Raw genomic sequence first — 7,216 nt, 5'->3', positions numbered from 1 at the left:
CCCCAACTATCAGCAGTGCTATCTGAACCAACTAAAACATCAATACGGTTTCCTTTAATCGCGCCACCAGTATCTCCAGCAATYGCTTCTCCATATCCTTCCACCCACACTTTTGATCCGAGAGGAATTACTTTCGGATCAACAGCAATAACTTTCATATTTGGATTCGCTGTTAAATCATGCCCCATCGCAGTTAACACACGACCACCATATGTGCCATTTTCACTCGGGTGAGCTGTGTAAGCTGTCGCTTCTACTGTTATTTCACGACCAGCAGGTTCACTTGTTTCAGTAGATTTTGCCACTGGCTTAGTTGCCGGCTTCGCTTGCGCTACTGGTTTACTTGATGCTCCACTTTTAACTGATTCCTTTCCGTTAACTGCCGTATCATTTTTAGCCGGCGCTTTCACCTTAACTGATGTATCATTTTTAACCGCCGTTTTCACCTTAGTTGGCGCTTCATCTTGAGCTGGAACTTCTTTTCTTTCAATAACAGGTGCTGTACCTGTTAAAAATGGTATGTGAACATACGCCGCTTTCCCGCCATATTCGAATTGTAACCATTCGTTTTGTACTTGATTTGTCGTTTCAATCAAGTCATCTTTTTTAAGCGTGCCAAGAATTTCTGAATCAGTATTCGCTCCAGCACGAATGTTTAATACGTTTGCTGTTACATAATAAGAACTTTTCGTAAACTCAGCACTTACAAAAGCTTCTTTACCATCTAATTTAATTTTGGACCATCCGTTTTCTGTATTTATAACATCTAATTTATTTCCACTTAACATTTTACCTACAAGTTTTGATTCTACAGTTGGGTTTTCTCTAACGTTTAATACATCTGTTGTTACAATCGTTTCCGCTTTAGCAGAACCTGCAAAAATCCCAAGACCAAAAACTGCTGCTGTTGCTATACCTAATAATTTTTTCATGAATAGCCTCCATTTGCTTTGTTTTCGTGTTCTCATTATAGCAACAGTTTTTTGTAGAATTTCGAAAATCACACAATTACAAAGCATTCGTAATAAACGATTAATGATTTGTAACATAAATTTCCATATTAAAGAATTGTATTTCTACCAAAATTAGCAATAGTTTTCATATATTTCTCACAAATTAGTATAAGAATTTTTTTCCAGAAAAAATTACAGTATTACTTTTTTGTTACAAAAAAATCACTTTTCATTACATCTTTTACCAAAATCCATCATAATCCAATTATTAAATTACTTTTTGTAACGAAAAAGGAACAACTCCTATTAGCTGTCCCTTTTTATCTTTTATTTAACTTTCTTCTTCCAAACACCTATCATAATAGCTGAAACAATCGTTCCAATTAATATAGAAACAATATATAGCAACGGTTTATTCACTAATGCGATAACAAACAATCCACCATGCGGTGCCGGCAATGTAATTTGGAATAACATAGATAAGGCACCCGCGATACTTGAACCAACAACACAACTTACTATTACTCGAACCGGATCGGCAGCTGCAAATGGAATCGCACCTTCTGTAATAAACGATGCTCCCATAATATAATTTGTTAAACCAGATTTACGTTCTGCTTCTGTAAATTTTGTTTTAAAGAATGTGGTTGCGAATGCAATCGCAAGTGGCGGTACCATACCACCAGCCATAACTGCTGAGTGCACTCCAAAATTCTGTGCTTCTATTGCAGCAATACCAAATGTAAATGCCGCTTTATTAATTGGACCACCCATATCAATTGCCATCATACCRCCYAAAATAAGACCTAATAATATAGCATTCGTACCGTTCAAACCATTTAACCATCCTGTTAACATTTCATTTAATGCTACTACAGGCGGATTTACTACTTTTTGCATWACAACTCCTGTAATCAACAATCCAAAGACTGGATATAACAAAACAGGTTTAATTCCTTCTAACTGTACTGGTAATCCTGAAAATAATCTTTTCAATCCTAAAACAACATATCCAGCTAAGAAACCAGCAATTAATCCACCTAAAAATCCCGCATTCGCTTGTGCTGCTAAAAACCCACCTACAACACCAGGCATAAAACCAGGACGATCAGCAATAGAACTCGCAATAAATCCAGCTAAGATTGGTACAAGGAATAAAAACGCACCTGTTTTTCCTCCCCCAATAGACATTGTTTATCTGCCGCAACGATAATCGCTGTTGCGCGTTCAATATCCTCTTTCGTTAAACCGTTCTTTACACCTGTTGATCCATTCGTTTCAACTTTAATCGCAATCCCTAACTCTGCCGCTTTTGCTTTTAAACTATCCGCAGCCATATATGTGTGAGCGATACCAGTCGGACAAGCTGTAACAGCTAATACGTATGGCTCATTCCCTTCCGGCTTTGCTACTTCAACTTCTTCGTCTTCTTTTTCATTCTCTTTTTCATCAAATAAACGGAGAAGCTCATCCTCATCCTTTGCTTCTAATAATTGCTTGCGGAACCCTTCATCCATCAATAACGTAGAGAGACGAGATAACGTTTCTAAATGAGTATTATTCGCCCCTTCACTCGCAGCAATCATAAAAAACAGATGTGCAGGCTGTCCATCAAGCGACTCATAGTTGATACCGCTTACACTTCTACCAAAACAAATCGATGGTTGTTTAACGGCATTCGTCTTCGCATGAGGTATAGCAATACCTTCACCAATTCCAGTTGTACTTTGTGACTCCCGCTTTAGAATAGCTTCTTTAAATTCAGCTTTACTATTTAAACGATTAGCACCATTTAATTTCTCACCTAATTCATCTATGACAGCTTCTTTATWTGAAGCTGTCAAATTCATAATGACTGTATCCCTTTTTAATAGTTCTGTAATTTTCATATGTTGCTTCCCCCTATCGCTTAGTTACAATTACTTGCGACAATAATTCTTCTACTTTTTCTTTTTCACATAAATCAGCTGAAAATGCTGTTGCACTCCCTGTTGCAACGCCATATTGAAATGCCTTTTCAATATCTTTTGTCTGTTCATATTTACCTACAAATCCTGCAACGAGAGAATCTCCGGCCCCAACCGAATTAATTACAACACCTTTTGGAACAGTTGCTTCATATATACCTTGTGCCGTAAATAATAAAGCCCCATCTCCAGCCATTGATACGATAACATGCTCTACACCTTGTTCRAYTAATTTTCTTCCAWACGGTAAAAYRTCTTCTACTGTTGAAAKCTCYACTCCGAATAACTCACCAAGTTCATGATGATTWGGCTTTATTAAAAATGGYTTATTTTTAATTACATGYTGCAGCGCACTTCCACTTGCATCGACTACTACGCGAATACCTTTCTCAGCTCCGAGCGCTGCGATTGATTCATAAAAAGTAGTTGAGATAGATGCCGGTACACTTCCAGCTAGTACAACACAATCTCCCTGCCTCATACTTTCGATTTGTTTCATTAATTGTTCAAATTGCTCATTTGTCACATTAGGACCTTGACCATTTAATTCTGTCTCTTCTTGCCCTTTTATTTTCACATTAATTCGGGAATCACCGTCTACTTGGACGAAGTTTGTTGTTACACCTTCCGCCTGTAATACATCTTTAATAAATCGACCGGTAAATCCACCAGTAAATCCAAGCGCTACATTTTCAACACCTAAACGATGAAGAACACGAGAAACGTTAATGCCTTTCCCTCCAGGAAATTTCATATCTTTCTCTGCTCGATTTACTGCGCCTAAATCGAAGGAATTAACTTGTACTACATAATCAATAGATGGGTTTAAAGTAACTGTATAGATCATTGTTTATCAGCCTCAATTACATTGGTTTGTCTTTTATATTTTTCTAAATCAATTTCTAAATGGTTTGTAATAATATTCGCTTCTTCAACATTGGCAATTTTCGCAAATGCAACTTCTGAGAACTTACTTTCATCAATTAAGAAATATCCTTCGTTCGCAAATGTTAATGCCATTTGTTTTAAAAGTGCCTCTTCTGGATCTGGAGTTGTAAAACCAAGCTGTTCATGTACACCATTTGCTCCTAAGAAACATTTATCAAAACGGTACTTTTGCATGCTTTCCTGTGCCATAGCACCAATTAAAGCTTTCGTCCTACTTTTCATCATCCCGCCTAGTAAATATGCACGAATATTATTTTCAACTAAAGCTTCAATATGCATAAGTCCATTCGTAACGACAGTAACATCTTTATTTATTAAAAATGGAATCATTTCAAATGTTGTACTTCCTGCATCTAAATAAACGCAATCCCCTTGTTCAACAATACTAGCCGCATACTTGGCAATTTGTTGTTTTATTTGAATGTTTTTGGATGATTTTTCAATCATCGTTGGCTCCTGTCCTTTTCCTGTTAAAACAGAGGCACCACCATGAACTCTTTTTAATAACCTTTGTTTTTCTAATTGTGCTAAATCACGACGAATTGTCGATTCAGAGCTTTCTGTTCTTTCAATTAATTGCTGCAATTTAACAACTTTTTGTTCTTTTACAAGTTGCAATATCATTTGATGACGTTCAGGAGTTAACATTTTCTTCACCTCTTCTTTGATTACAGTATAATGAAAACGATCACAAAAATCAACCATAAACATTCATAAATAACCAAAACCAGTCACAAACAGTTATAGACAACAAAAAAGAAACCCATTTGATTGTTATATCAAATGGGTTTCTTTTTTCGATTCACTTATAAAGAAGCTTTATATATACTTAAAACATCGTCTTTATTTAATTTTTTAAAGTTACCGAATTCACCATAAGCCATCGCTTTATCCGCCATTAAGTCAATTTCACTTTCTCTAATAGCGTAATCAGCTAATGTTACTGGAGCTTCAATTGAAGTCCAAAATTGACGTAACGCCTCAATTCCCTCTAATGCAACCTCTTTATCTGTCTTCCCATCTGTTTCTACATCGAATACACGAATAGCGAACTGTTTAAAGCGACTCACATTTTCATCTATAACATGCTTCATCCAGTTCGGGAATAGAATCGCGAGTCCGCCCCCATGCGGTATGTCATGAACAGCAGAAACTGCATGCTCAATATTATGAGTTGCCCAGTCTCCTTTTACTCCCATCGCTAAAATGCCGTTTAACGCCATAGTACCGCAATATAAAATTGTTTCCCTATGCTCATAATTTTCTAGATCACTTAAAAGCTTAGGAGCTGTTTCAATTACTGTTCTTAAAACAGATTCACAATAACGATCTTGTAATTCTGTATTCATGCCGTGATGGAAATATTGCTCTAATACGTGCGACATAATATCGACCATACCATAAATCGTTTGATCTCTCGGCACAGACGAAGTATGTAGTGGATCTAAAATTGAAAACTGAGGGAATGTAACTGGACTGCCCCAGCCGTACTTTTCATTCGTTTCCCAGTTTGTAATTACAGATCCTGCATTCATTTCAGAACCTGTTGCCGCAAGAGTGAGTACAGTACCGAACGGTAACGCCTCGCTAGCAAATGATTTTTTCGTTACAATATCCCATACATCTCCATCATATTTACTACCAGCAGCAATCGCCTTCGTACAGTCGATTACACTTCCTCCGCCAACCGCTAAAATAAATTCGACTCCATTGTCTTTACAAACTTGAATCCCTTTCTTTACTGTTGATACACGAGGATTCGGTTCAACACCTGTCAACTCAAACACTTCTGCATTTATATCCTTTAAAATAGAAATTACATTATCATAAATACCGTTTCTTTTAATACTTCCTCCTCCATATACGAGAAGAACTTTTTGACCGAACTGTGGAATTTCAGTTTTTAACTGCTCTAATTGTCCTTTACCAAAAATAAGTTTTGTTGGATTACGAAATACAAAATTTTGCATATACCTTTACCATCCCTTCCATATAAAAAGCAACTATACTTTTGTATACCATATTTTTAAAATTTCACAAACAAATTTGCTTAACAAAAAAATCCCAGCCTTCAGGCTGGGATTTTTTATTGATAATAAGGTGAGATCATTAAGTAAACAATAACACCAGATAAGCTCACATATAACCAAATCGGCATCGTCCAACGTACAATTTTACGGTGACGTGTTAATTGATTCGTAAAACCAAATACAAGTGCGAACAATGCAAGTGGTACGATAATTGCTGCAAGGATAATATGTGTAATTAARATGAWGAAATACACATATTTAATGAAWCCTTCTCCWCCRAAATGCGTTGCYGGTGCCAAGTAATGATACGATAAATATGACACACAAAATAATAAAGTCGTTGTAAATGCTGCAAGAATAAAACCACGGTGCATTTTTACATTCTTTTTAATAATAGAGAATAAAGCTGCTAATAAAAATACAAACGTAAAACTATTAAAAATTGCATTTAACATTGGTAAGATAGTTACATCAAAATGTAATTCTCCTTCATAGCCAACAGGTCCAAAGAACAAAAATAAAATAATCGCGTTTACAATTACAGAAAGCGTTATCACAATAGGAGCATAGCTTTTCTGATTTGTTGATTGATCCACCAAATTGGTCACTCCTCGAAAAGAAACCAATCATAAGAAATCGAAACCACATATAAATCTCCTCCTTGTATTTAGCTTAAAAAGCGTTGGCTATATTACAAGTTGGATGGCATTCTTCTTCGTCACTTTCCTTCTTCTTCACAATCGCCGTTATAAAACGAATCATAAAGAATATAACAAAAGGAAATTGTTTGTAATTTACATTGGCATAGTTTTGCAACGGCTCACGTTGCAAAACGGACGGGGATGAGAAGGAATAGAACATACCTTGCTCTTCCATATATACAATTACAATTTTCATGCAAAATAATATCCCAAGAAACGAAACAATGTCTTGCCATTCTGTCGTATATAACAGGTTATACAGCTCTAATACGTACTCTTCCATCATCATCCCCCTTCCTTTTTTACCATTCTGCTCTCCTTCATATAAAAAGTCAAGAAAAAAGTTTATATTCACTATGACAATAGTAATTACTTGTTTCTATGTTTATATATGATTCTTTTATAGCAATGATTGGGTGTAACTCTCTTCCAAAACAATAAATTAGAATCGAACGGATTCTTCATTTCTATTTTTAAGACTCAAAGCTGAACTAGTTTTATTTCTATTGTTGTATTTTAGTAATTTTCTTACTGCTACCACTCTATTTTTAAGACTCAAAGCTGAACTAGTTTTATTTCTATTGTTGTATTTTAGTAATTTTCTTACTGCTACCACT

Annotated in this window: 6 protein-coding genes and 1 pseudogene; all 7 read right to left on the bottom strand. The window is 35.7% G+C overall.

Annotated features, from left to right (window positions below):
- The coding region (gene entD / locus AC1DJR_RS17920) for a cell wall-binding protein EntD (RefSeq protein ID WP_477003160.1) at positions 1-932 on the bottom strand (932 nt) is incomplete at its 3' end.
- Between the two features lie 348 nt (positions 933-1,280).
- Positions 1,281-2,842: pseudogene (locus AC1DJR_RS17915) on the bottom strand (PTS fructose transporter subunit IIABC).
- A gap of 13 nt (positions 2,843-2,855) precedes the next feature.
- Positions 2,856-3,767 carry a 1-phosphofructokinase gene (gene pfkB / locus AC1DJR_RS17910; protein WP_477003159.1) on the bottom strand — a complete coding sequence of 304 codons (912 nt, stop codon included), beginning with the start codon at positions 3,765-3,767 and terminating at the stop codon, positions 2,856-2,858.
- Positions 3,764-4,516, bottom strand: coding sequence for a DeoR/GlpR family DNA-binding transcription regulator (locus AC1DJR_RS17905; RefSeq protein WP_429686874.1), 753 nt, complete (start codon positions 4,514-4,516; stop codon positions 3,764-3,766). The genes pfkB and AC1DJR_RS17905 overlap by 4 nt, the downstream gene beginning before the upstream one ends.
- 158 nt (positions 4,517-4,674) lie before the next feature.
- Complete coding sequence (locus AC1DJR_RS17900) at positions 4,675-5,838, bottom strand: iron-containing alcohol dehydrogenase (RefSeq protein ID WP_429686866.1); 1,164 nt, start codon at positions 5,836-5,838, stop codon at positions 4,675-4,677.
- Positions 5,839-5,954: 116 nt separating this feature from the next.
- Positions 5,955-6,497: a DUF420 domain-containing protein gene (locus AC1DJR_RS17895; RefSeq protein ID WP_477003158.1), complete on the bottom strand. Its 543-nt coding sequence runs from the start codon at positions 6,495-6,497 to the stop codon at positions 5,955-5,957.
- A 73-nt stretch (positions 6,498-6,570) separates the two neighbouring features.
- Positions 6,571-6,885, bottom strand: a complete 315-nt coding sequence (locus AC1DJR_RS17890; protein WP_429686865.1) for a hypothetical protein — start codon at positions 6,883-6,885, stop codon at positions 6,571-6,573.
- Between the last annotated feature and the right edge of the window lie 331 nt (positions 6,886-7,216).

It is taken from the genome of Bacillus sp. 05T31, assembly GCF_056396725.1.
This window is presented reverse-complemented; position numbering and strand designations above follow the sequence as displayed.

Bases quoted from the DNA above. Each gene is read 5' to 3' on its own strand.
- AC1DJR_RS17905 (WP_429686874.1), bottom strand. From the start codon at position 4,516: ATGTTAACTCCTGAACGTCATCAAATGATATTGCAACTTGTAAAAGAA.
- AC1DJR_RS17890 (WP_429686865.1), bottom strand. From the start codon at position 6,885: ATGATGGAAGAGTACGTATTAGAGCTGTATAACCTGTTATATACGACA.
- AC1DJR_RS17900 (WP_429686866.1), bottom strand. From the start codon at position 5,838: ATGCAAAATTTTGTATTTCGTAATCCAACAAAACTTATTTTTGGTAAA.